General features: G+C 35.9%; 16 protein-coding genes and 2 pseudogenes. 13 read left to right on the top strand and 5 right to left on the bottom strand.

Translation table 11 applies throughout. The features are described from left to right. The first annotated feature begins 4 nt into the window (after positions 1-4). The 9 genes from AC4BBX_RS03410 to AC4BBX_RS03370 all read left to right on the top strand — a co-directional run bounded on the left by AC4BBX_RS03410 (position 5) and on the right by AC4BBX_RS03370 (position 13,935). A complete protein-coding gene (locus tag AC4BBX_RS03410) occupies positions 5-2,053 on the top strand; it encodes a 6-bladed beta-propeller (protein ID WP_490455068.1) in 2,049 nt (682 codons plus the stop codon). After that, the gene (locus AC4BBX_RS03405; protein WP_490455067.1) at positions 2,043-4,418 is read left to right on the top strand and encodes a DUF5696 domain-containing protein; all 2,376 of its coding nucleotides are present in this window, start codon (positions 2,043-2,045) and stop codon (positions 4,416-4,418) included. The genes AC4BBX_RS03410 and AC4BBX_RS03405 overlap by 11 nt, the downstream gene beginning before the upstream one ends. After that, entirely contained in the window at positions 4,415-5,383 is a 969-nt protein-coding gene (locus AC4BBX_RS03400; protein WP_490455066.1) for a carbohydrate ABC transporter permease, read from the top strand. Before AC4BBX_RS03405 ends, AC4BBX_RS03400 begins: the two co-directional genes overlap by 4 nt. Then, entirely contained in the window at positions 5,373-6,350 is a 978-nt protein-coding gene (locus AC4BBX_RS03395) for a carbohydrate ABC transporter permease (protein ID WP_490455065.1), read from the top strand. The genes AC4BBX_RS03400 and AC4BBX_RS03395 overlap by 11 nt, the downstream gene beginning before the upstream one ends. A gap of 110 nt (positions 6,351-6,460) precedes the next feature. Beyond that, complete coding sequence (locus tag AC4BBX_RS03390) at positions 6,461-7,912, top strand: ABC transporter substrate-binding protein (RefSeq protein WP_490455064.1); 1,452 nt, start codon at positions 6,461-6,463, stop codon at positions 7,910-7,912. Between the two features lie 89 nt (positions 7,913-8,001). After that, positions 8,002-10,458 (top strand): family 43 glycosylhydrolase, encoded by a 2,457-nt coding sequence (locus tag AC4BBX_RS03385; protein ID WP_490455063.1) that lies wholly within the window; start codon positions 8,002-8,004, stop codon positions 10,456-10,458. A 291-nt stretch (positions 10,459-10,749) separates the two neighbouring features. Further along, complete coding sequence (gene arfA / locus AC4BBX_RS03380) at positions 10,750-12,243, top strand: arabinosylfuranosidase ArfA (protein ID WP_490455062.1); 1,494 nt, start codon at positions 10,750-10,752, stop codon at positions 12,241-12,243. Positions 12,244-12,257: 14 nt separating this feature from the next. After that, entirely contained in the window at positions 12,258-13,697 is a 1,440-nt protein-coding gene (locus tag AC4BBX_RS03375; protein WP_490455061.1) for an alpha-N-arabinofuranosidase, read from the top strand. A gap of 1 nt (position 13,698) precedes the next feature. Continuing rightward, positions 13,699-13,935 (top strand): DUF6171 family protein, encoded by a 237-nt coding sequence (locus AC4BBX_RS03370; RefSeq protein WP_490455060.1) that lies wholly within the window; start codon positions 13,699-13,701, stop codon positions 13,933-13,935. 37 nt (positions 13,936-13,972) lie between these two features. Here AC4BBX_RS03370 and AC4BBX_RS03365 read toward each other — a convergent pair whose 3' ends face one another. Next, a complete protein-coding gene (locus tag AC4BBX_RS03365; protein ID WP_490455059.1) occupies positions 13,973-14,497 on the bottom strand; it encodes a hypothetical protein in 525 nt (174 codons plus the stop codon). 366 nt (positions 14,498-14,863) lie between these two features. Between AC4BBX_RS03365 and AC4BBX_RS03360 the strand changes: the two genes are divergently transcribed. Further along, entirely contained in the window at positions 14,864-17,233 is a 2,370-nt protein-coding gene (locus AC4BBX_RS03360; RefSeq protein ID WP_490455058.1) for a glycoside hydrolase family 127 protein, read from the top strand. A 62-nt stretch (positions 17,234-17,295) separates the two neighbouring features. Here the strand turns inward: AC4BBX_RS03360 and AC4BBX_RS03355 are convergent. From AC4BBX_RS03355 to AC4BBX_RS03345, 3 genes and pseudogenes are all read right to left on the bottom strand, one after another. Next, a pseudogene (locus AC4BBX_RS03355) lies at positions 17,296-17,598 on the bottom strand (hypothetical protein); the annotation flags it as partial. 637 nt (positions 17,599-18,235) lie between these two features. Beyond that, a complete protein-coding gene (locus AC4BBX_RS03350; protein WP_490455057.1) occupies positions 18,236-19,195 on the bottom strand; it encodes an IS30 family transposase in 960 nt (319 codons plus the stop codon). A 65-nt stretch (positions 19,196-19,260) separates the two neighbouring features. Further along, positions 19,261-20,088, bottom strand: coding sequence for an AraC family transcriptional regulator (locus AC4BBX_RS03345; protein ID WP_490455056.1), 828 nt, complete (start codon positions 20,086-20,088; stop codon positions 19,261-19,263). Positions 20,089-20,317: 229 nt separating this feature from the next. On the opposite strand from AC4BBX_RS03345, the gene AC4BBX_RS03340 reads away from it, so the two are divergent. From AC4BBX_RS03340 to AC4BBX_RS03330, 3 genes and pseudogenes are all read left to right on the top strand, one after another. Next, a complete protein-coding gene (locus tag AC4BBX_RS03340; protein ID WP_490455751.1) occupies positions 20,318-22,318 on the top strand; it encodes a beta-galactosidase in 2,001 nt (666 codons plus the stop codon). Between the two features lie 252 nt (positions 22,319-22,570). After that, positions 22,571-23,559, top strand: a pseudogene (locus AC4BBX_RS03335) (aldo/keto reductase). Between the two features lie 46 nt (positions 23,560-23,605). Beyond that, complete coding sequence (locus AC4BBX_RS03330; protein ID WP_490455055.1) at positions 23,606-24,793, top strand: arabinan endo-1,5-alpha-L-arabinosidase; 1,188 nt, start codon at positions 23,606-23,608, stop codon at positions 24,791-24,793. 29 nt (positions 24,794-24,822) lie between these two features. On the opposite strand, the gene AC4BBX_RS03325 is transcribed toward AC4BBX_RS03330, so the two are convergent. Continuing rightward, a complete protein-coding gene (locus AC4BBX_RS03325) occupies positions 24,823-25,758 on the bottom strand; it encodes a helix-turn-helix domain-containing protein (protein WP_490455054.1) in 936 nt (311 codons plus the stop codon). Positions 25,759-25,851 lie beyond the last annotated feature (93 nt).

Genomic DNA, 25,851 nt, shown 5'->3' with positions numbered 1-25,851 from the left:
CACTGTGAAACGAAAAAGTATAATCACGATTTTTATAGTTGCTTTCAGTTTATTCCAGGCTCTCTTCTTTATACCTCAAAATGTGCAAGCAGAAGAAGTGTATAAAACTTTTACTGAAAATGGCTATGGGGATATGGTTCAAACTCAGGATGCTTATTCGGCTTTTAAGACACTTTCCGTTTTTGATGAAGAAACTTTGAGCAGACCGTTGGATATGAAGTTTGGACCAAATGAAGATATTTATATTGCTGATACAGGTAACAATCGAATCTTAGTGATTACCAAATCAGGTGACGTGATTCGGTCAATTCAACATGAGGAATTTTCTCATCCAAGTGGTTTGTTCGTAGACGAAGAGGGACAAATTTATGTAGCTGATGATTCTGCGAATAAAATTTTCTTATTAGATGCTGAAGGTGAGTTGCTTCATACATTTGAAAAACCAACAGCAATTTCTTTTGGTGAAAGAGCACCGTTTGCTCCGACTAAATTAACAGTGGATTCACGAGGCAACGTCTATGCATTATCACGAGGAAATAATAACGGATTGATTATGTTAAACAAAGATGTTGAAGGCGAGTTTTTAGGTTACTTTGCACCTAACGAAACTTCTCAAAGTTTGTTAACGAGTTTTCGTAAATTAATTTTCTCTGATGAGCAGTTAGATCGGATGTTAAGTACAACACCTGATAGTGCGTCAAACGTAACGATTGATGAACGTGGGCTTATCTATACTGTTACTCCGAATGAGAATTCAAGAAATGTTGTGAAAAAACTAAACATGGGTGGAACCAACTTACTTCAACCGAACTATGTCTACTTCCCAAGTGGCATCTCGGTTGGACAATTAGATAACGTATTTGTTGTCGGAGAAGATGGTTTTGTCTACGAATATACTAGTGAAGGTGAACTTTTGTTTATGTTCGCAGGTGGCGATGATGGAAAACAACGTCGTGGTTTAATCGGAAAAGGGGTAGCTGTACTAGTTGATTCAGAAGGAGTTGTTTATACTCTTGATGAGAAGAAAAGCGAAGTTCAAGCCTTTACACCAACTGAATTTACACAAACTCTACACCGAGCATTAGACTTATACCAAAATGGTCGCTATGTAGAAAGTAAAGAACCATGGACAGAAGTATTAAATATGAATTCTCAATTTGATTTTGCTAACTTGGGAGTTGGGGAAGCTTATTATAAAGAAGAGGATTACCCGCAAGCGATGCAAGCCTTTCGTAGAGCGAAAAGCAGATCAGGTTATTCTGACGCTTTCTGGGAAGTTCGTAATGTTTGGATCCGACAAAATATTATCCCTGTTATGGGAATTATCTTAGCAATTGGAATCATTTTCCAACTATTGAAATATTTCTTACCAAAAACTTCTTTCGGAAAACAACTTTCTAAGGGAGTAGCGAAGTTCAAATCAATCAAACTAGTCAAAGAAATTGGTTTTCTTGGTTATTATTGGATGCATCCAATTGACGGAGCATATGGTATTAGAAAAGAGAAAAAAACAAGTAATTTATCCGTAATACTAATAGGAATTATGGCACTTGTAGTCTACGTATGTGATAAGTACTTTACTGGATTTATTTTCCGTTACACCAGAGATGGTGTGTACACACTAGGACAAGATATTGGCTTTGCTTTACTAGGATTCTTTACGATTGTAATAGCTACTTATTTGGTTTGTACGATTTCGGATGGTTCATCAACGTTCCGCCAATTGGTACACGGGTGCGTGTATAGCTTAAGCCCATATATTTTTATCAAGCCATTTGCTATTCTAGTAAGTAATGGATTAACTTTAAATGAATCGTTTATTTTACAATTTGCGAATATCATTACCTATGTTTGGATTATTACAATTGTCTTTATCACAATTAAGGAATTAAACGAATATACATTTAAACAAACAGTTAGAGTAATTTTCTTAGGTGCTTTCACATTATTTATTGCTGCACTGTCAATGTTTATTCTATATTCATTATTCCAACAACTATTTTCATTTATTGCATCTTTATATGGAGAGGTGGTGCATCGACTTGGACTATAAATCATTTATCAAAAAGAACTTTAGGTTACTCTCATTTGTGATATTTGTAGTGGGATTGATTATTTATCTATTCTTCGCTACTTCAACAGGTAGTAGCAAGCCGACGCAACAAATTACAACACCGGCACCTAATCCTAATGAAGTTGTGATTGAAGACGAAGAGGCAACAGACGAAACGGCTGAAGAAGAGGAAGAAATTGTTGAGGAACCAGTAGAAGACTTTGTGTCAGATGAAGAAATTACCACAGAAAATCGTGCAACTTTTGTTGAAGGAAACCCTGAGACAATTGAAGGTCATAATAAAATTACTGAAAATGCAAACTATGAATTGTATTTAAAAGAGGATAATTTATCAATTATCGTTCGCGAAAAACAAACGGGTGCTGTTATGTACTCAACGGTTGAAAAACCAGCTAAAAGTAATCAAAAATGGAGTAATTTTGTAACTTCAGCAGTCGTGATTGAATATTTAGTGGGTACCAACATTGTCTATAGTCAAGCAGACATGTATAGCGAAGATTTGAAGAAACAAATTAACTATACGGATTCAGGTTTCAATGCAGAAGTAAGCTTTGAAGAGTTAGGCTTCTCTTTTGAAGTTCAAGTCGAATTAAATGACGAAGGTTTACAAGTCTTAGTTCCTGAAGAAACCATTAAAGAAGATGTTGATCGTTTCAAAATTGGGAATATGTATCTGTATCCGTTCCTAGGTTATTCTAAAGTGGATGAAGAAGCAGGTTATCTGTTAATCCCAGATGGTTCAGGTTCATTAATTTCATTAAAAGATCATTATGGACAGTATTCACAACCATACGCTGAAACAATTTACGGAACCAACTATGGTATCGATGAAGCGTACAAACTTTCATTAAAAAATGGTCAAGTAACAACAGGTGAGCCAAACAAGGTGACAGCTCCGATTTTTGGAATGGTACACACAGATAAGCAACTTGGTTTTATTGGAATTGTCGAAGGCGGCGATTATAATGCGACAATTGAAGCTTATCCAAATGGTGCAATTTTACCGTATAACTGGATCACAAGTAAATTCACCTATCGTCAATTTTTCAATCAATCAACAAGTAAAACTTCTGGAACAATGGTTGTCCGCCAACGTAATCGCAACTCCTTTGATGCAAAAGTTCAATACAATTTTGTATCAGGTGAAGATGCTAGTTACGTTGGACTTGCTAAAAGTTATCGAGAATATCTCTTATCCAATGAGTTGGTTAACGTGTCAGAAGAAGCTAATCAATTAAAAATGGGCATTGACTTTTTAAATGCAGATGTTAAAGACGGATTGTTTAGTGATGCAGTGGTTGCAATGACAAGTTTTGATGAAGTTGGTGAGATTATTAGCCAATTACAAGACTCTGGGGTAACCGATCTGAATGTTGTCTTAAAAGGTTGGCAAGATAAAGGTATTTACGGTGGTTATGCTCAAAGTAGTTATTCTGCTGAATCAGAATTAGGTGGGAATTCTGGCTTGAATCAATTACTAGAAACCTACCAAGACAGCGTACCAATTTATTTATACGATGACCCGCTTCGTTTCAATCCTGAAACACAAGGAAGTATGTGGTTCAACTTAGCGAATAAATTGAACAAACGATTAATTACAGAAGATGTTCATGGACAGCGCTTTAGTACATTCAATTTCTTGCGACCAACACAGTCTGAAGAATTATTTAGCAAGCGTCTTGCAAGTCAAAAAATCAGTAATTATCATGGATTAGCGATTGACGGAATTACCGATCACTTATTTGCTTATTCTGTTAAATCTACTGAGTATGGTAGAAAGAGTACCTTGGAATCTTATACAAACATTATTGAAGAAGCGAGTGCAGCGACTGAAGTAATGTTACAAAATCCAATTCAACCTTTCTGGAAATATGCGGATCGACTAATTGATATCCCAGTTTATTCGTCAAATTATGTTTTTGAAGACCAAGAAGTACCATTTTTTGCAATTGCATTAAAAGGAATTGTTTCTCGTTATGCACCATATAGTAACTTTGTGGCTAACAAACAAGAATTTAAGCTGAAATTAATTGAACAAGGAATCAATCCAAGTTACTTTATTACAGCGGAGAATCCTACTGAATTAAATAATACGAATTCATCTTCTGTGTATAGTTCAAAATTTGAAAACTATGAAGAAGAGATTAATGAGATTTACCAAGAGTTAGAAGTGGTTAATCAAGAAATTGGTGATACATTGATTGCAGATCATGTGATTAATGGTGATCAAGTAATTGTTACTTATGAAAATGGTAAACAATTATTGTTAAACTACAGTGATCACACCCAAGTTATTGAGGGACAACAACTAGCAGGCTATTCATATAAGGTGGTGACACAATGAAACGTAAAAAAAGAACGAGTTTACAAAGGCGCAAAGCGAAATTCGGATTATTGTTCATTTTACCTTGGCTAATCGGCTTTATAACGTTTGTTCTGTGGCCATTAGTTCAATCGTTTTACTTTAGTTTAAATGTAATTCGGATGCGTCCAACAGGTCGAGTATTCAACTTTGTCGGTTTTGCAAATTATCAAAATGTATGGTTGAAAGACATGTTCTTTGTCCAAGAATTAATCAATTTTGCTGTTAGTACTGCCTTACGTTTGCCAGTAATTGTCGTGTTCTCGCTGATTATTGCCTTACTTTTAAATGGTAGAATTAAATTAAAAGGGATGTTTCGAACAATCTTCTTCTTACCTGTAGTTATTGCCAGCGGCCCAATTATGGATCAGTTGATTAATCAAGGGGCAACAAGTATTCCGATGATTGATCAAAGTACCATTAGTAATCTGTTAAATACATTTTTACCAACCTGGTTAGTTACACCGGTATCTTCTCTGTTCGAACAAATTATTATTGTCCTTTGGTATTCTGGTGTTCAAATTTTAATCTTTGTTGCTGGATTACAAAAAGTTGATAAAAGCTTGTATGAAGCAGCTAAAATTGATGGTGGGTCTGCCTGGGAGTGTTTCTGGAAAATCACCTTACCGATTTTGAAACCGATGATTCTATTGAATTCAATTTATACCTTAGTAACATTAGCGAATAGCGGACAAAATAGCATTATCAACTTAATCTATAGTAACATGTTCTCCGCAACACGAGGGTATGGATTTGCCTCAGCGATGGCGTGGATGTACTCAATCGTTGTCGTAGTCATCTTAGGTTTAGTTGGTGCATTACTTGGTGGTTCAGCAAACACAGATAAAAAAGGTAAAAAGTTTAAGAAAAAGAAAGCCCAAAAGAAGAAAAACAAAACAAAAAAATTATATTTAAAACGAAAAAGGGGGGTTGAAGATGGAGTCTAGTCAAGTAGTAGAAGACAAAAAAATTTCTCGGAAAAATCAATGGCTGAAATTCAAAAAGAAACTATTGGGAACGAATGATAAACAAGGATTTTTAATTCAAATCGTTGTCTATCTATTGCTAATTACAATTGGTTTCATTTATATCTACCCTTTGATTTACATGCTTTCAACCAGTTTTAAATCGCTTAGTGATTTGTTAGATACTTCGATTCAATGGTTGCCTACAAGCTTTTATACAGACAACTATAGAAAAGCCTTTACGGTAATGAATATTAAAAACTCTCTATTTGGGAGTATTATCGTTTCCTTGGTACCAACATTACTTCAAGTAATTAGTACCGGCCTGGTTGGCTATGGTTTTGCCCGTTATGATTTTCCATTTAAAAAGACCTTGATGGCGTTGATGATCTTTAGTTTTATCATTCCGCCACAAGTCTTGATGATGCCAACTTATGTGTTATACAACGATTTAGGTTTGTTAGGCTCTTTAAATGCCTTTACAATCCCAGCTTTGTTAGGTCAAGGAATTAAAAGTACGGTCTTTGTATTGATCTATTATCAATTCTTCAAACAAACGCCAACTTCCTTGTATGAAGCTGCTGAAGTTGATGGTGCGAGTGAATGGACCAACTTCTATCGAATCGGGATTCCTATGGCTATCCCAGCGATTATCATCGTCTTCTTATTTTCTTTTGTTTGGTACTGGAACGAAACGTATCTAGTAAACTTATATCTAGGGAATGGTTCGGGTGGACGCAATTGGACCACGATGTTAACTTCGCTCCAACAGTTCCAAAGTAGTTATGAAGCTATTTATCCTGTTAATGAAGCCGGTTCAGGTAAACTGAATGAAGGTATCACAATGGCGGGAACAATGATTACCTTAATCCCATTATTGATCACATATTTCTTCTTACAAAATTATTTTGTAGAAAGTGTGGATCGCTCAGGTATTACCGGGGAATAATGCTAATCAAACAAATAAGGAAGAAAGGAGGAAACTTGAGACAGGGAGATACTTCAAGTTTCACAAAAGTTAGGAACACAGTAGTACATTATATTTCAGGAGGAATAGTTATGAAAAAGAAATCTTGGCTAACATTAGGTTGTACACTTGCTTTGGGAGCATTGTTTATGGCTGGTTGCGGCGGTAATGGCAGTAACGATGATACTGACACAAGTGGTGCTACTGGTGGTGGCGGATCAGATGATACATCTGAAGTTGCTGAAATGCCAGAAATGACAGATGAAGACATTACGTTATCATTTGCAGCATGGATGAATCTGGATTTACAACGCTTCATGGTTGATAAATTTATGGAAAAATATCCAAATATCACAGTTAACATTGTTGAATTAGAACAAGATACTTGGAATGATGGTTTAACAAACTTAGCAAATGCTGGTAATCTACCAGATGCATATTGGTATTTAGGTAATGTTGATGTACCAATCGTAAATGGTTGGTTAGGCGATATGACTGAATACTGGGAAGCAGATCCAGAAACTGCAAATGTTTTAGACACAATGCAAGATACTGGATACTTTGATGGCGAAAGAAAAATGGCAGCTGCTTCAAACTACTACCCATATACTGTTTTCTTAGATGAAAACTTGTTTGACAGTTTGAACGTTGAAATGCCAAGTGCTGATTGGAAATACAGCGAAATGATCGATTTGATGAAGAAAATGACTGTTCCTGAGCAAGGGATTTACGGATACAACGACTTTACTTTAATCGAAACAATGGCTCCAATTGTACAACAAGATGCAATTGGTGAATTCGGATGGGATGGCGAGTCATTTGATATGACATCTGAATGGGCTGATGCTATAGAGCAACAAGCTGAATTTGTACGTACTGGTGTACACGCACCATTCTTTGATACAGATGAAGCAGAAGCAGCATTTGGTGACCGTCTATTATGGGCAGCAAACACTGGTAAAATTGCAATGCAATTAGATGCTTGGTGGACTAAAAACCTATTTGCTACAGATGAATTTGTAGATAAAGGGATTAGCTGGGTACCTTATCCAGTACCTCAAGGAGACAATGCTTCAACAAACCGTAAACCAGCATTTATGGACTTTGGTAGTATCTCTTCAGCAACAGAACACCCACGTGAAGCTTATGAATTGTTGAAATTTATGGGTTGGGGTAATGAAGGATTTACTGCACGTATGGAAGGTTACACTACTTTAGTAAATGAAAATGGCGACAAGATCTTCGCTTATCCTGATACATTGCCTTTGACAAATGATCAAGAAAGTTGGGATGCTGTTGCAGCTAACTTACCTGATAACGACTACTACAAAAACTATCTAGAGTACATGAGAGAACCAGTTGCTTTAGGTGGAGCTACTTTACCAGGATTCCAAACATACTTGGATGAAGTACAAAATGGTGGAGAATATGGTGTAGTTAGCGAAGCGGTTATCAATGGTGAAGTTAATGCTCATGATATCGCTGGTGAATTGACTGAAAAACTAAATCAATACCATCAAGATGCATTAGCTGAGATTTTCTAATTAGTTACTAAGAATAATTTTCAAGAAAGAAGGTCGAAAAAACCTTCTTTCTTTTGATTTTAGTGTGAAATAGAATGGAGGCATACATCATGCGCTTATTCTTAAAATGTAGTTTAGTCCTACTAACAGCAATGTTAGTTGGTTGTAAAGAAGAAGTAGGGGAGGTTCAAGAGACATCAATGAGTACACCTGAATATAAGAATCCAATGAGCTTAGAAGATGAGTGGGTCCGCTATGGTTTAGGAGATCCCTTTATCATGAAATTTAATGGAATTTATTATCTATATACGAGTACAAGAGACTCTGATACTGGTATCAAAGTTTGGTCTTCAATCAATCTAGTTGAATGGGATTATGAAGGGATTGTTGCCGATGAATCAACTACCAAAGCGGCCTATGCTCCGGAAGTGTTTTATTTAGATGGAAAATTCTATATGTACACCTCTCCGGCTGGGAATGGACATTACGTCTTACAAAGTGATAGTCCAACAGGTACGTTTGAGGTAGTCACAGGAAATATGGCTAAATCAATTGATGGCAGTGTTTTCGTCGATGATGATGGAACCATGTATTTTTCTCATGCAGGAGTTAATGGGATCGAAGTTTCTAAGATGATGATACCGACAGTCATGGGTCCAAGCACAGTGACTAATGCTTATATGGATGGTTGGACAGAAGGATCAACAATCTTTAAACGACACGGCAAGTATTACATGACTTATACTGGAAATCATGTATTTAATGATGCCTATCGGATAGATTATGCGGTAAGTGATGATCCGATAAAAAATTATGTTCCAGCAACTCAAAATCCAATTATTCTCGATAGTGAAGGTCCAACGGTTGGCTTAGGGCATAACAGTATCGTTCGTGGTCCAGACTTAGATACGGATTATATTGTCTATCATAATCTAGAAGGCCCTGGAATTATTGGCCCTTTGCGTCATATGAATATCGATCGAATGGCTTGGAATGGTGAAGAATTACTTGTTCTAGGACCTACTTCAACAGAGCAGTCAGGACCAATTCGACCAGCTTTTGAAGACTGGTTTAAACAGGATAGTTTAAATTCCAAATGGAATGTCATTGATGGAAAGTGGAAAGTTGAAGAGAACTACCTTGTGCAAACGACCAATAATAGTAAGAAACCTCAAATGATTCTTTCAGAAGAATTAACTGAAGATTTTTATACTGCAGAGTATCATTTCAAAATGACATCTCCCAATAATGGAGAATCGCTTGTTGGAGCAGTCTTCTCCTATCAAGATGAGGAGAATTATGGTGTTGTTGCAATTGATACAGCGAATAACACTTTCCAAACGCGCTTTACCATCAATGACGAAGACGGCGAATGGGAAGTCACAAAATTATCAAAAGACTTTGATGCAAGCTATCTACATCAAATTAGAGTAGAAAAAGCGATTGATGGTTACCGCTTCTATATAGATAATATGTTGAAGCAAATAAGTGAAGTCTCACTAGCAAGTGGGAAAATTGGTTACTTTACTAAAAATGCACAAGCTGCATTTGGATATACTGCCTTTAGTAATTTAGTAGATGGGAGCGGCGTTTTTGATGCCTATAAACCAGTTCCCGGAACGATTCAAGCAGTACATTATCAATCTCAAGAAGCAAGTGGTCAGTCAATAGTTTATCGAGCGGATGAACCGATTGAAATCATTCAAAAGGATGATGGGCGTTTCTATGTTGATTTATCTCAGGGAGATGAATTAAGTTACCGCATAAACGTGGCTGAAGCAGGTGAGTACCATGTGAATTTCCGTATGAAAGCTGAAACCGACTTGGCAAATATCCAATTGCTAATGGACGATCATGAGTTAGACGAACCAATCGAAATTGCCAAATCTGGTGACTGGACAACAACTACATCTAATAGTTTTACTCTGACGGAAGGGAAACACGAAGTTAGTGTGAGACTTTTGAGTGGTGAAGCAAGTTTCGATGAAATGACATTCTTCCAAGCGGATGAATTAACTTCTTTAGCAGATAATTTTGAAGGATCAATGGTACTTGAATGGTCCATGTTTGAGACACGTTGGCGCATCGAGAATCGAAAATTTTCAGCGTCTGATTCGAATTACTCAAAAGTAACAGTTGGTGAAAAAGGGTGGACAGACTATTCAGTGGAAGTGAATGTTGAATTGACTGAAAAAGAAGGTCAAGCTGGATTGATTATTCGCTCAGTAAACCCTGCTGATGGGAGAGAGCTAAATCAAAACAATGAGAACTTTATTCAGGGCTACTATGCGTTTCTTACTAAAGAAGGTGTCACTTTACGAAAACAAAATTATGGATACGAGGATTTGCAACATGTTTCGATCCCCATTGAAATAGAAAAAGCTTATCGTATGAAAGTTGAAGCGGTAGGTTCGGTAATTTCTGTTTATTTAAATAACATGGAAACACCAATTATCGAATATGATGATGGGGCAAATCGGCCTTTTTCTCATGGTAGACCAGGTTTGGCTACACAAAATAATCAGGCGCTCTTCAGTGAGTTTAAAATTGTACCATCTAACCAATAATAAATTAACGGTTTTGTTGTGAAATTCTCTTGATGAGATTAACCTTGAATGATAGATTCTGAACTGTCAATGTCCACCCCCTTTACAAGCTGTTATTTACGGGATTTATAGAAGAGCAACTTGTTTGAATGATGGATAAGTTGCTTATTGTTAATATATAGGTTAATAAACTTGTTGAAAACGTGCTAGAAGAACATAAAATAACGAAATGATTAACGTTTATATTGTTGACAACGTTTGCTTATTTTGATAATATTTAGATAAATATTATGGAAATTAGGAGGGGCTTAAGTGAAAGCTAAATTAACAGTCAATAAAATTAATAAGTATGCAGAAATTGATCCACGTTTGTATGGTTCATTTGTTGAACATATGGGTAGAGCTGTGTATGAAGGGATTTATCAACCTGGTCATCCATCTGCAAATGAAAAAGGTTTTCGTAAAGATGTAATGGAGTTAGTTAAAGAATTAAATGTACCAATCGTTCGTTACCCGGGAGGAAATTTTTTATCAGGGTATAACTGGGAAGACGGTGTGGGTCCAATTGAAGAAAGACCAAAACGTTTAGATTTAGCTTGGCGTACACTTGAAACTAATGAAGTTGGTATGCACGAATTTGCTGAATGGGCTGAAGAAGCAGGTTCTGAAATCAACATGGCAGTGAATTTGGGAACTCGTGGGATTGATGCAGCCCGTAACATTGTGGAATATTGTAACTTTGAAGGAGGCACTTATTGGAGTGACCTTCGTAAGAAAAATGGTAGAGAAAAACCATTTGGAATTAAAACTTGGTGTTTAGGCAATGAAATGGACGGACCATGGCAAATTGGTCATAAAACAGCTGATGAATATGGACGTTTAGCTGAAGAAACAGCTAAAGCAATGAAATTAGTCGATGATTCTATTGAGTTGGTTTTATGTGGAAGTTCAGCTAGCCATATGCCTACGTTTGGTGAATGGGAACTTACTGTTTTAGATCATGCCTACGAATATGTTGATTATTTATCTTTACACCAATATTATGGTAACCATAAAAATGACTTGCCTCATTACCTTGCTCGTTCATTAGATATGGATGATTTTATTAGTGGAGTAATCGCCATTTGTGATGCTATTAAAGCAAAAAAACACAGTAAAAAAACAATTAATCTTTCTTTTGATGAGTGGAATATTTGGTATCATTCTAATGAACAAGACAAGCAAATCAAACCTTGGCAAGTAGCTCCACCATTATTGGAAGATATCTACAATTTCGAGGATACTTTACTGTTAGGTTGTTTATTAATTACCTTGCTAAAACATGCGGATCGAGTGAAAATCGGTTGTTTGGCACAATTAGTAAACGTTATTGCCCCAATCATGACAAATCCTGATGGTGGTGCATGGCGACAAACAACCTTCTATCCATTCGCACAAGTTTCAAACTATGGTCGTGGACAAGTCATTCGACAATTAATCGAAAGCGATACTTATAAAACAGATGACTTCGATGCGGTTCCTTATTTGGAAAGTATTGCTGTTCATAATGAAGAGCTAAATGAAGTGGTTGTTTTTGCCGTTAACCGCAGTGAAGAAACAATGAATTTTGATATTCAATTGGATGGCTTTGATGTAAAAGGAATCAAAGAATTCTCTCAAATGTCTGGACATGACATTAAAGCAGTTAATACTGAAACATCTGGAGCAATCAAACCTTCAACTTCTGAAGCAATTGAATTAACGGAAGGACAAGCAGTAGCTGAATTGGCACCATTATCATGGAACGTCATTCGCTTTGCATTATAAAAGGAGTAGATAATATGACTATCAAAGTATTAAATCAAAAATGTGGTCCAACTATTAGCAAACATATTTACGGACATTTCGCTGAGCACTTAGGCCGTTGTATTTACGAAGGTCTTTATGTTGGAGATGAATCTACTATTCCAAATAATAACGGAATGCGTACTGATGTAGTAGAAGCTTTGAAAAATATCAACATCCCTGTATTGCGTTGGCCAGGCGGATGTTTCGCTGATGAATACCATTGGAAAGATGGAATTGGTCCTAAAGAAAATCGTAAAAAAATCGTAAATACTCACTGGGGTGGTGTAACTGAAAATAACCACTTTGGTACCCATGAATTTTTTGAATTAGTAGAACAATTAGGCTGTGAAGCTTATGTTAACGGAAACGTTGGTAGTGGAACTGTTCAAGAAATGCAAGAGTGGGTTGAATATATGACAATGGGTGGCGAATCACCAATGTCTACTTTACGTAGAGAAAATGGTCGAGAAGAGCCTTGGAAAGTAGAATTCTTTGGTGTAGGAAATGAGTCTTGGGGTTGCGGTGGAAATATGCGCCCTGAATACTACGCTGACTTATATCGTCGTTATCAAACTTACGTGAGACAATATGGCAATGAAAAAATTTATAAAATTGCTTGTGGACCAAATATTGATGATTATAATTGGATGGAACAAGTAATGAAAATAGCTACTCCATGGATGGACGGCATTAGCTTGCACCACTATGCGTTGACTGGTGCATGGGAAGATAAAGGTCCAGCATTGAACTTCGAAGAAAACCACTGGTGGAGTTTGATTGATAGTGCGAACAAAATGGATGAGTTAATTACTAAACATAGTACAATCATGGATAAATATGACCCTGAAAAACGCGTAGGTTTAATTGTTGATGAATGGGGTTCTTGGTTAAGTGTTGAACCTGGAACAAATCCTGGTTTCTTATACCAACAAAATACCATTCGTGATGCGATGGTAGCTGCTTTAACATTAAACATTTTCCATAAACATGCAGATCGTGTGCATATGGCAAATATTGCGCAAACAGTCAACGTATTGCAAGCGATGATTTTTACTGAAGGCGAAAAAATGGTGAAAACACCAAGTTATTATGTCTTCGAACTTTACAAAAATCACCATGAAGCAGAACGAATTGACACTTATGGAGAAAGCAAAGAAACAACTTCATATACAGTTTCTAAGAAAGACAACAAAGTGACAATTTCAATTTGTAACTACTCGTTGACAGATGCAGACAGTATTGACTTTGTATTTGACGGTGAGCCTAAAGTAGTTGATGCGAAATATATCTATGGAGAGAAGATGGATAGTCATAATGATTTTGACCAAGAAGAAGCAGTAACGCTAAAAGCATTTGAAGCTTATCAAGTTGCGGATGGCGTAAAAGTGACTGTTCCTCCAATGTCAGTGACAACAATTGTTGTAGAATTATAAGATGGTTTGTGTAGGATGCGAGATTAAGGAAGATGCTGCTTCCTTTGATGTGGAGCAACTGATTCAAGATCAGCTAGAATTGGAAATCGATTTAGTTGCGAGCGATCTATTGTCTACTCGCCTAAAACAGTGTGAGGATTGTCCTTTCCGCTCGAACCATACTTGTACAAAATGTGGCTGCTTTTACAAGTTTAGAGCTAATTTACAACACAAATCTTGTCCGGATGGTCGATGGTGAAATATTCCTGTGATTTGAGATATCAAAAAAGCACTCTCTAATTTGCAGAGAGTGCTTTCTTTATATCATTAATAAGGTCTGTATGTGGTGCATACGCAACTTTAGCAACGGAGAATTCTTGTTGAGGTTCAGAAAACTCGAAAATATTTTGTTCATCCGTCATCTCATCATATAGAGCAAGGACATCTTGACTTGCAGATGTTGGGATAATAAATAAATCAATTTCTTTAGCAGCGATTTGAGCATACAGAACTTGTTGTTGGTCCATATTGCCAATTAAATAATTTTGAATATCAATGACAATTTCTTCAGCTAAGTTTTCTTGGATTTCGTTTGAAAGTTCTTGAATGGTTTCAGGAGCAACCATGTAATCGCTAATCACACGAACGGTCAAGTCGGCTCTTTTGTTTGTCAACATAGAAACTGCGAAAGTAACGATGAGAATAAGGCTAATGCTAATCCCAATCACCCATTCTTTATAAGCATAAAGTAAATAAGCGAGTTTATCTTTTTTGGATTTCTGTTTGTCGAGGTTAGCCTGAATAATCGGGCTATGTTTCATTTATATTTTCGCTCCTTGAAATCAATGTATTCTATCATCTTACCAAAAAAAAGCCTGAAAGTAAGTTTTCTTTGGAAAAATTAATGGATATTTGGATTTTTGAAACTCGTAAACTCTATTTGATTAATTAATATTTTTTCATAACAAAGTCAGGGTCATTAATTATTATGGTTGAATTAGTTCGAAAAAAAATAAAAATCTAGTTTTTGTCCGCTTTTTTTGGTCTACTCTAACCAGAAATGAAAGAACTTTTATACAATGAAAAAGGGATAAAGTTGTAAAAATTGGCCATTTTCTATCTTTTAACTATTAAGAAGTACCAAAAAAATACAATTTAGTCATAAACTATCAGAAGGAGATTTGATAATGAAAGCTATTGCAACACAATATATAAAAATAACAGATCCATATGTCAAACGAGCACAAGACAATTTAGTCGACTATTTATTAAGTTTAGACGCGAAACGCTTTTTATTCGAAATATATAAAGTTGCGGGTTTAGAACCTATCACAGAATCAGGATATGATGGATGGGAACGCAGTAATGCCATCAACTTCCGTGGACATTTTTTTGGTCACTTTCTTTCAGCTACAGCTTTAGCTTATCAAGCTGAAACAGATATCGTAAAAAAAGAGCAATTATTACTCTCTGTTCGAGAAGCGGTTGAAGGTTTAGCTAAAGCACAGAAGAACTATGGAAAATTACATCCTAAAAGTGCGGGTTATCTTTCTGCCTTTAGAGAATCAGCCCTTGATGAAGTAGAAGGTAAAGAAATAGTGCCAGAAGACAAAGAAAATGTGTTAGTCCCTTGGTATAATTTGCATAAAATTTTGGCAGGTTTAATTGACCTTCATGTCTCGTTTAAAGAAGTAGATGCAGAACTTAGCCGACAAGCATTATTAATTGCTTCTAACTTTGGAGACTACGTATTTTATCGAATGTTGAAATTGGCTGATAAAAATCAAATGCTTCAAATTGAATATGGCGGCATGAACGATGCCTTGTATAATCTTTTTGCCCTGACTCAAAAGAAAGAACACCGTTTGGCGGCGACTTATTTTGATGAAGATGAACTATTTGCCAAACTGGCAGATAAGCAAGATGTTCTCTCTGGAAAACATGCAAATACGATGATTCCAAAATTTATTGGTGCCTTAAAAAGATATAGCGTACTAAGCAACCATCTAGAGCTACTCTCAGACGAGGAGCGTGATTCGTTAGAAACTTATTTCACAGCAGCTAAAAACTTCTGGGATATCAACGTGAATGCCCATACTTATTGTACGGGTGGAAATAGTCAAAGTGAACATTTTCATGAACCTCACGCGCTTTATTTCGATGCGGAAATGCGTAACGGGGATTGCACTTGTGAAACTTGCAATACTCATAATATGTTAAAATTAACGAGAAATTTGTACTTCCTAACTCAAGAAAAGAAATATCTTGATTATTATGAACAAACCTATATCAATGCTATTTTAGCTTCTCAAAATCCAACAACTGGGATGATGATGTATTTTCAACCGATGGGGGCTGGTTATAATAAAGTTTATAATCGCCCTTATGATGAATTTTGGTGTTGTACAGGTACTGGAGTGGAAAGTTTTGCTAAACTAGCGGATACGTTTTATTTGGAAGAAAATGAAACGATATATGTAAATAGCTATTTTTCAAATGAATTAAAACTTGCTGAATCAAATATCGTTTTAAAACAAGAAACTGATCGTAAGAGATTTCAGACTAAGTTGACTCTACATGAATTACGCACAGGAATTTCGACAGATTCAATTCAATTAGCTCTCCGAATTCCAAGCTGGTCTACTCACACAACAATCAAAATAAACGGAGCAGCAATTTTGATTGTTGAAGATGGAGGATTTGTTCATATAAATCGAATGATTGGTGTTGGCGATGTAATCGAAATTGAGTTTCAAGCAACGCCTCGATTGGTTTCCACTCCGGATAACACTAATTATGTAGCGTTTGTTTATGGGCCATATGTCTTAGCCGGTGGACTGGGGAAAGAAGGAGTTGAGGAAGACAATCCTAACGGTATTCTAGTACGAGTAGGGACGAAGAATCATTTACTGCCGGATACGTTAACCTTTACCGAACCTAATTGGCGAGAGAATTTTCTACAGTTTATGAAAGAAATTGATTTACCTGAAAAATTAGTGGCGTTCCAATTGACAGGGATTGAAGAAGAAATCATTTTCTCACCTTATTATGAAATGCACGAAGAAAGATATGGTATTTACTTTAAGTTAATGGAAAAAGATTCAGAAGAAGACCGAAAAGTTATCGAAGGCAAAAAAGAGTTAATTAGAAAACGTGAGTTGATTTATCAAGATTTGCACAATTTTGATGAAAATAATAGTGAGTATGCAAAAAAATTACGCTATGAATATTCAACAATTGGTGATTTCTTTGGCAAACGCTACCGTAGAGCAGAAGCAAATGGCTGGTTTGCTTATGAATTTAACTTTACACCAATTACTGAAAATATTTGTTTAGAATTGCAATTCCATACAGACGATCAATCAAAAGAATTGAATGTAACGATTGAAGATGAAACATACAAGTTAAAAGTAGAAGAATCATCTGAATTTAAATTTGTTAAACATCAGATAATTTTGGATAGCAGCATGGTTAAAAATGATAGTATTTCAATTAAATTTGCTGGCAATAATGGTGCTTCACCTCGAGTGTTCGGCATACGTTTTTCGAAAATATAACAGTTAAAAATCTTAACTAAGAGGGGGCTTACCAATCAGGTAAGTCCTTTTAGGTGCGTTAGCATACTATTAGCCAATTCATGATTGTGCAACATCCCTTTGTGTCTAAGGCTTCTAAACAGATAACACCGTGACTTTTGATCCTCTCTATACTTAACTTGTTTGAGCAATCGTTGCGCTGATTCATTACTTTTTCATGGAGTCATGTTATTTTTGTTTTGATAGCTGTTCGCTTCAAAGTGAGGATGCCGTTCATTTTAGCTACTAATTGTACGTCTTGCCAATTTACGTTGTTCTCATTTTAATTTCTGTGTCATTTTTGAAGTGAATTGATGATTGTCCATCTTTTGCCCGTCAGAAAGAATAATGCTCTGAAAACTATTTGATTGAGAACGTACTGGAATCAGTCAGATTCAGAATGTTACGTTGTGTTGATCTGAACTGATATTGGCATTTTTCTAAAAGCTGAAGGAAAAGTTCTTATAAAGCATGACCTTGGTAGAAAGAATAGTTAAAGTAATCGTAAAGGTTCAAGAAGTATGAATAAACAAAGCTAGTTTTGTACGAGTGTAAATTCCCACAGTTAATAGATAATTAATTGTGGGAAAATATCTTTTCTTATAATTTTCGCAGATTTGAATGTGGTGGGTATATAGTTCTCACGGTATTTGGTGTAGTCGAATAAAAAATGATTCAACGAAATAATTTTTCTTGAAAGAAGTAGGAGAAAATCATAAAATAGTTAGGTTGCTAACTATTTGCGAAGGAGGTACTACATGGACCGGATGATTGGTCGTGAACTGCGAGAAGTTCAAGGTTGTTTTTTGAATGACCGAACATCAAGCAATGAATCGAAAAACTATGCAGAAGAGTTAGAAACTTAGCATGATGATTTACGTACCAACTTGGATAAAGATTTGTTTAATTAAATATGTTGAAAGAGAAAAGCTTGTGAATTCGCAGTAATAGCGGCGGCACAAGCTTTTTTATTAAATTTATTTGTCAAATTAAGCGAGACAACTGCTCTTCATTTACATAACTCAAAAAGACTTCCAATGGTGTCTGGTATTTCAGTGATTTTCTGGGTATATGATTTCTTTTTGAAACCACAGAGGAGATGAAATCCTGATTGACTTGATTGAAATCCATTTCTTTCGGTAGGCCATCTTTTCGAAGGAGACCATTTGAGTGTTCGTTTAAACCTCGTTGTGATGGTGTTCCTGGGTCTGCGAAATAAATAGCTATATCATTCGTATTACTGATATTTTTCCAATTTGAGAACTCTTTACCACAATCGAAAGTAATCGATTTAAAGAGATTTTTAGGAACCGATTGAAACCAAGTATTCGTTGCTTTTTCAATATCGATTGCTTTACGACCTTCAGGTTTCAAAGCAATAATGACTTTTGAAAGGCGTTCAACGAGGGTGATGACGGCACTTTTATGATTGAAACCGACAATCGTGTCGCCTTCTAGATGCCCGAACTCTGTTTCAAAAGAAGCATAATCCGTTTCTCGCTCAGCGATATTTCGTTTGAATGCTTGTTTTCCACGACGTTCTTGATGACCGTTTGGTTTTCGTTTCCCTTGCATGGGTAACTTACTTTGATCAAACTCACCATTTTTAAAACAACGATATAAGGTACGGACAGAACATGAAATTGAAAACGCACCTCGTCCAACAATCACATCCGGGGTCCAGCCTTGAGTTGTCTTGTCTTCGATGTATTCTTTTTCTGCTTTGGGAATTTCAATCGGCTTTCTTCCACAACGTTTTTTATTTTTCTTATACTGTTCGAGGTATTCGAGAGCTGTTTTTCCTTGTTTAAGAAAATGATAAACATTGTAAATGGCCTGTCTACCACGCTTAAGTTTCTTGGCAACGAAAGCAACGGGTGTTTCTTGATGAAAATATGCCTCTATAATTACGAGTTCATTTGGTGTAAGATGGGTATAGGTCATTTATGTTCACTCTCCCTGTATTCTTTCGACGGAATTACAATTTGAGTGTAACATAAATGATATTTTTATTTGTCTCGCTTAATTTTACAATCGGCGTAATATAAAACTCGAAATTTTTTAGGTGTGTAATTGGTTCGTTTTTTAAAAACTTCAATGAATTGACTAGTCGAATCAAAACCAACTTTAGAAGCTACAAGATGTACCGGAAGATCAGGATCATTAATAAGTAGCTCTTTTGCTTGTCGAATGCGGAAATCTAACAAATATTGATAAGGACTTTGCCCCATAAATTTTTTAAACAAGCGACTAAAATATTGGGGGCTGATATACATTGTGTTTGCAAGATATTCTACAGTTAGATTTTCTCCATAATTTTTTTGAATTTCTTTAATACTAGGGACAACATATTTTTGAAACAGCGGGTGATTTTGAATTGGGTCTTGGGATTGACCTAGTTGAAGAAGAAACTGGTAACACAAAATCGATAAAGTTAATTGTTCGCTATCATCCTCAAGGAGTTGTATCATTTTTTTAATATTTTCAGAGAATGAAAAATCTAAAGTATCTTTAGACAAGATATAAGCTTGGGTTGATAAAATTTCATTAAAACTATTTTTTAGGTTTCCATCAAAGGTTACAAAATTTGTTTGCCAGTGTTCAGACAAAGGATAATAGGCATGTGTTACAAATGGTGCGAATAAAATTCCTTCACCTTCTGCCAAAGTTATTTTTGTATTTTCAATCCAAATTTCTCCCGATCCTTTTTCCGTCTGCAACCAATGATAGAGTGGATAACCCTGAAGTCGTTGTAAACTAACTTGAGTCCAATGATTGCCAATTGTTTCAATGTTAATCGGTAACTGTTGATTGGTTAAGTTAAAATAGATAGCCATGTTGAACTCCTCTTTCATTTGAAATATCAATACAATAATTTAGTGTACTCATGTTGTTTCTAAATCTTATATTTTTTAGTTTAACATATTATACACTTTTTGTAAGACAGCGGTTACAATTAAATGGGTATTGTTCGCTGGTTTGCTATAGAAACCAAATGAATAGTTCATCAATAATTATAACTAAATGATTTAATCTATATAAAGGAGTGATTGAGAGTTGAAGAAAATGAAACGTATGCTTTATGGTGGGGATTATAATCCTAATCAGTGGGAAAAAGAAATTTGGAAAGACGATATGCGAATTTTTAGAAATGTTGCAATTAATTCTGCAACGATTAATGTGTTTTCTTGGGCTAAAATTCAACCGAGTGAAGAGGTTTACTATTTTGATGAATTAGATGAAATTGTTGAAATGCTGATGGAAGAAAATTATGATATTGTCCTAGCTACTTCAACAGCCGCTCTACCTGCTTGGATGTTTAAAAAATATCCTGAAGTTGGGCGAGTAGATTTTGAAGGTCGCCGTCATCGTTTTGGTCAACGTCATAATGCCTGCCCAAATAGCTTAGTTTATCAAAAATTTGCCTCAAGTCTGGTTGAAAAATTAGTGACACGTTATGGAAATAACCCTAATTTGACATTTTGGCATATTAACAATGAATATGGCGGAGAGTGCTATTGTGAAAACTGTGAAAAAGCTTTCCGTGTCTGGTTGCAAAATAAGTACCAAACTATTGAAGCATTGAATAAAGCGTGGAATCTAGAATTTTGGGGACATACCGTTTATGAATGGGATGAAATTGTGGTACCTAATGTTTTAGGTGATGCGATGAACTATGATGCAACAGCCTTTGCGGGCTTGTCGATTGACTACCGTCGTTTTACTTCGGATAGTATGTTAGATAATTTTAAAATGGAACGAGATATTATTCGAAACCATGATACAGAGACGCCAATCACTACAAACTTGATGGGTACCTATAAAGGCTTAGACTACTTTAAATGGGCGAAAGAAATGGATATTGTTTCTTGGGATAGTTATCCTTCTTACAATACCTCGTGGAGCTATGTGGCAATGACACATGATTTAATGCGTGGTTTGAAAAATCAAACGTTCATGTTAATGGAACAAACACCTAGTCAACAAAACTGGCAACCATATAATTCATTGAAGAAGCCAGGACAAATGCGTGCGCAAAGTTACCAAACAATCGCTCATGGTGCTGATACGATTCAATTTTTCCAACTTCGTCGATCTGTAGGTGCTTGTGAGAAATTCCATGGAGCAGTCATCGAACACGTTGGCACAGAAAATACTCGTGTTATTCGAGAAATTTCTGAATTAGGCCATGAACTAGCGGCTTTGGAAGATTCTGTAATTGACGCAGAAAATATTTCAAAAGTAGCGATCGTCTATGATTGGGATAACTATTGGGCGTTAGAATACACAAGTGGCCCAAGCCAAGATTTGAAGTATGTCGATCAGATTCATCAGTTCTATCGTTATTTTTACGAAAGAAATATTTCCGTTGATATGATTCCATTTGATGGGGATTTCTCTAAGTATCAAGTTGTGGTAGCTCCTGTTCTTTACATGATTAAAGAAGACATGGCGGAACGTTTGGAAGCTTTTGTACAAAATGGGGGAAGTTTTGTAACAACATTTATGAGTGGAATTGTTGATCAATCTGATAATGTTACTTTAGGTGGTTATCCTGGACTTTTGAGAAAATTAACAGGTATTTGGGTGGAAGAAATTGATGCTTTAGCTCCAGAACAAACGAATACGATTAGATTTAAAGATGGTACTGCTGGGGAAACTTCTCTATTGAGTGATATTATCCATTTAGAAACAGCTGAAAGTTTGGGAGAATATACTAATAATTTCTATCAAAATGCTCCATTTGCAACGGTTAATGCGTTCGGTGAAGGAGAAGCGTATTATGTAGGAGCACAATTGGATCCTGAATCATTAGCGAAAGTATTGGATCAAGTTTGTGAGAAGGCTGCAATTCCTACAATAATCGAGGAAGCAACCGAATTGGAAGTAACTTATCGTAAAAAAGGCTCAACAGGTTTTTACTTTATTATGAACTTCACACAAGAGAATCAAGCGTTACCGGAAAAATTTGTAGGAGAAACAAATATTCTGAAGGAGGAAGCTTTGAGTGCCGGTACCGTACTAGAACCGTATACTGTATTCTTAGTCAAAGAGACCGTTAAATAATAAATTAGAACCAAAGGATTTAACTACAATCCTTGCATGGTAGTTGAATTCTTGGTTTTTTTATTCTTTGATTGATTGTCTATAACTCAACTAGTATTGTCCTGAAATGGAGACAATCTAAAGAGAAGTACTTCTTAGAAAACCTTTTTTTGAATATACTGGCATTTTATGAGAAATTGGTAAGGTATCAAAAAGTTTTTTTGGCGATGGAGAATCGACAACTAAAATATATTTTACGAGGAGTGATACGTCATGTATCAAGCAAATGAGAATCGATATGATTCTATGGTCTATAATCGAGTAGGTCGTTCAGGTTTAAAACTTCCTGCGATTTCTTTAGGTTTATGGCATAATTTTGGTGGAGTAGATCCATTAGAAAATCAAAAGGAAACAATTTTTGGTGACTTTGATATGGGTATTACTCATTTTGATTTGGCGAATAATTATGGGCCACCTGCAGGGTCTGCAGAAGAAATTTTGGTCGGATAGTAAAGAATCATTTAAGTCAGTATCGAGATGAAATGATTATTTCGACCAAAGCCGGCTACTACATGTGTTCAGCTCCATATGGGGAATGGGGTTCAATGAAGAATATCATTGCAAGTTGTGACCAAAGCTTACGACAATTAGAGTTAGACTACGTTGATATTTTTTACCATCATCGACCAGACCTTGATACTCTGCTTGAAGAAACAGCGCATGCCTTAAATTTGTTAGTCAATCAAGGGAAGGCGTTATATATTGGTGTTTCAAATTATTCACCTGAACAAACGAAAGTGATTGCGAGTATTTTTAAAGAATTAGGGACGCCATTTATTATTCATCAACCAAGATATAATATGTTTGATCGAAAAATTGAAGAAGGATTGACTAGTACTTTGAAGGAAGAAGGGCTTGGTGCAATTGTCTTTAGCCCGCTAGCTCAGGGTTTATTAACTGATCGTTATTTAGATGGTATTCCTAAAGATTCTCGAGCTAGTCGATCGGATAGTCCATTCTTGACTGAAGAGAATGTGGAGCCAACCTTAGGAAAAGTGAGAGAATTAAATCAATTGGCAAGTATACGAAATCAAACCTTAGCAGAGATGGCTCTAGCATGGTTGCTTCGAGAAGGGACCATCGCCAGTGTTTTAGTGGGTGCATCAAAATTGAGTCAATTAAAAGCAAACGTGAAATCACTTGATAATCTAATATTTAGTCCAGAAGAATTAGTAAATATTGAGCAGATTTTGCGTGCTTAATACAATCGAAAGATGGACGTAAAATAACGTAAGTAAAGGAGAAACGATGAAAAATTTTAAAGATGGGGTACATGATCCAACCATTATAAAAGTAGAGGACAAGTACTATTTGATGTCGACTGATACAATGCAGCCAAAAACAGCGGGTGTACCAATACGATCTTCAGAAAACTTAGTTGATTGGCGCTTTGAAAAGGCTGCATTAGACGGGGTACCTGAACCCGCTAAGAAATGGACTCGCGCTGTTGGATTATGGGCGCCAGAAATTATTAAAGTTGATGACGAATTTCGCATGTATTATTCAGCTTCTACTTTTGGAAGTACGACTTCAATGATTGGTTTAGCTACTGCAAAAGATATTTTAGGGCCGTGGACCGATCAAGGAGAGGTAGTCAAGACAAGTCCTGAGCTAGCCAAACATAATGCAATAGATGCGAATGTTTGCTACGACAGAGAAGGAAATCCATGGATGGTCTATGGTTCTTTCTTTGGCGGGATTCATATTCTACGATTAGATCCAGAAACAGGCAAAGCTTTAGAAAATGGCTTTGGAAAGTGTATTGCCATAAGACCACAATGTGTGGAAGGCGCAATCGAAGGTCCATTTATTACCTATAATAAAGAGACAGACTATTTCTACATGTTCATTTCTTTTGATTCCTTGAATGATTCTTATAATATTCGAGTAGGTCGTGCAAAAGAAATTGATGGCCCGTACTTGGATATGCAAGGGAATGAATTAACCGATTTGACTGGGAACCCTAAAAAGATTGGAACGAAACTTTTAGGAAGCTATCAATTCAAAGAAGAGGCACCGCTCTATGCTCCGGGACATAATTCCATATTTACTGATAGTGATGGACAAAGTTATGTTGTTCATCATGCACGTAGAAAGACATTTAGTGGCGAGTTCTTTCTCCAAGTTCGACCGCTTTTTTGGTTAAAAGATGGTTGGCCAGCAATCAGTCCTGCAGAATATGATGGGAAAATAACGATTCTGAATGATACCGAACAAGTAAGTGGGACTTGGCAAGTTGTTACTTTTGATGAAAATTCTGAGATGGTAAATTCAGAGGAAGCAATTTTTCGAGGAGATGGAACGTTACTTAAGAATAACCGTGTGATTTCCAATATGGATCAATTCGTTGTTTATCAGTCAAAAGCCGATTGTTGGTTATTGACAGGAAGAGACGTTGATGGGAATCCAATTATCGGGAAAAGAATGGAAGCTTAGAGGGAGTGTCCCCTAAGCTTTTTTGGTATCTAATCTTTCATTTTTATCATTTCCCACTGGGTCGAATCTTTTCGGAATTGTCCTTTTGTATCTTTTACAAGATCTTTGGATTTGTTTTTTGTACGATAAGCTTGTGGACTTTGATTAAAATAGCGAGAAAAGGTATTGCTAAAATGTTGCCGACTATTAAAACCAACATCAAAGGCAATATCCGTAATAGAAAGTTCACTATTGGCAAGTAAAAAGCGAGCCTGTTCTAAGCGTTTGTGGTTGATATAATTAGAAATCGAACCATTTAAGTGCTGAGAAAACAATAGATGGAGATAAGATTTGTTAATACCCACATAATTTGCTATATCAGGTACCCTTAAATCCTCTTGTAAGTGTGCGTGAATATAATTGATTGCTTTGATAAGGTAAGGGCTTGTTACATTTAGTTTTGAAGAATCAAAAAAATAGGATAGTTCTAATAAACATTGTTGGAATAAAAGTTTGATTAAATAACCATTTTCTGATGAATGATTTTGAATGGGAGAGCTAGTCAACAGCTGAATTAAGCTTTCCAAGGGTTGGTTTAGATTCCGATTATCATAGGCTACGAGATAATTATTTGGTAAATTTTTGGTTTGTTTTAAAATTCGGCTATGCGACCGTAACTCATTTAATGGAATCGTTCCGTTCTGGTCTATCTTAAACTCAAGATTAAGTAACGTACAACTTGATTTTGATTGGACAGATAGACAGTGGGGAGCATAGGAATCTAAAAAGATAAATTCGCCGTCGTGGAGCGTGTACCGTTCAGTTGATGTTTCAATGGTACAGTCGCCTTTTTTTACATACATAATTTCACAGGATAGGTGACTGTGCATGTTCATCTCAAAATGTGTGAGATTTAAGTGATAGAAAGCCGTAATCGAGGCAGAAGCTAAATTTTGATTAAACAGACTCATTTTACAATCGAACATCCCTTCATTTCTCTTTCTATTATACGACAATATCTTACATTAATTACCTATTTTTTTCCAAATCTTTCCCTTTTAAAATGAAATTAAATTTAG

The sequence above is a fragment of the Enterococcus sp. AMC1157 genome (assembly GCF_058216555.1).
The sequence above is the reverse complement of the archived record's forward strand: the minus strand, read 5'-3'. Positions and strand labels throughout refer to the sequence as shown.